This window comes from Streptomyces sp. NTD107 (assembly GCF_059510435.1).
Genome location: NZ_JCAJZV010000044.1, coordinates 1 through 803 on the forward strand (window position 1 = coordinate 1; position 803 = coordinate 803).

The following is an 803-nucleotide window of genomic DNA, read 5'->3' on the forward strand; positions in this document are numbered from 1 at the left end:
TACGCTCGTTGTGTGACCCTGTGGACTTCCCTCGAACCTGCCTCGGCGACCGTTCAGCCGGGCGAGAGCACGCGGGTACGCCTGCGGCTGCGCAACACCGGTGACGTGGTCGACGAGTACCGCTTCGAGCCCGTGGGAGACGTCGCCCCATGGACCACGGCGGAACCCCAGACGCTGCGCCTGTACCCCGGAACGACGGGTGAGGTCGAGCTGACCTTCGCCCCGCCCCGCACCCCCGACGCCGCGGCCGGACCCACCCCGTACGCGGTACGGATCACGCCCACCGAACACCCCGAGGCGGTGGTGGTCCCCGAGGGGAACATCACCGTCCTCCCCTTCACCGAGATCCGCGCCGAGGTCGTACCACCCACCGTACGGGGACGCTTCCGGGGCCGCCCGCAGCTCGCGGTCGACAACCTGGGCAACACCCCCCTCACCGCCTCCCTCACCGGAAACGACAACGGCGACCAGCTCTCCTACGACCTCAACCCCGGCAACGTCCGCATCGAACCCGGCCGCGCCGCCTTCATCAAAGTCACCCTCCGCCCCAAACAGATCATCTGGCTCGGCTCCAAACAAGAACGCCCCTACACCCTCACCGTCCAACGCTCCGGCAAGGATCCGCTCCCCGTCACCGGCACCTACCACCAACGCGGCTTCCTCCCCGCCTGGCTCGCCACCGCCCTCGCGCTGGCCATGGCCGGCATCCTCGCCTTCATCATCATGTGGATCAACCACGACCCCAAGATCGAAAGCCTCGCCCTTGAGCAGATGGCCGAAGTCGCGAAGCCGATCGACCCCGA

The 803-nt window shown here is 68.5% G+C and carries 1 protein-coding gene; it reads left to right on the forward strand.

Annotated elements, in window-relative coordinates; all coding sequences use genetic code 11:
• Window positions 1–12: 12 nt before the first annotated feature.
• The coding region (locus tag AC5WRL_RS28090; RefSeq protein ID WP_496091497.1) for a COG1470 family protein at window positions 13–803 on the forward strand (791 nt) is incomplete at its 3' end.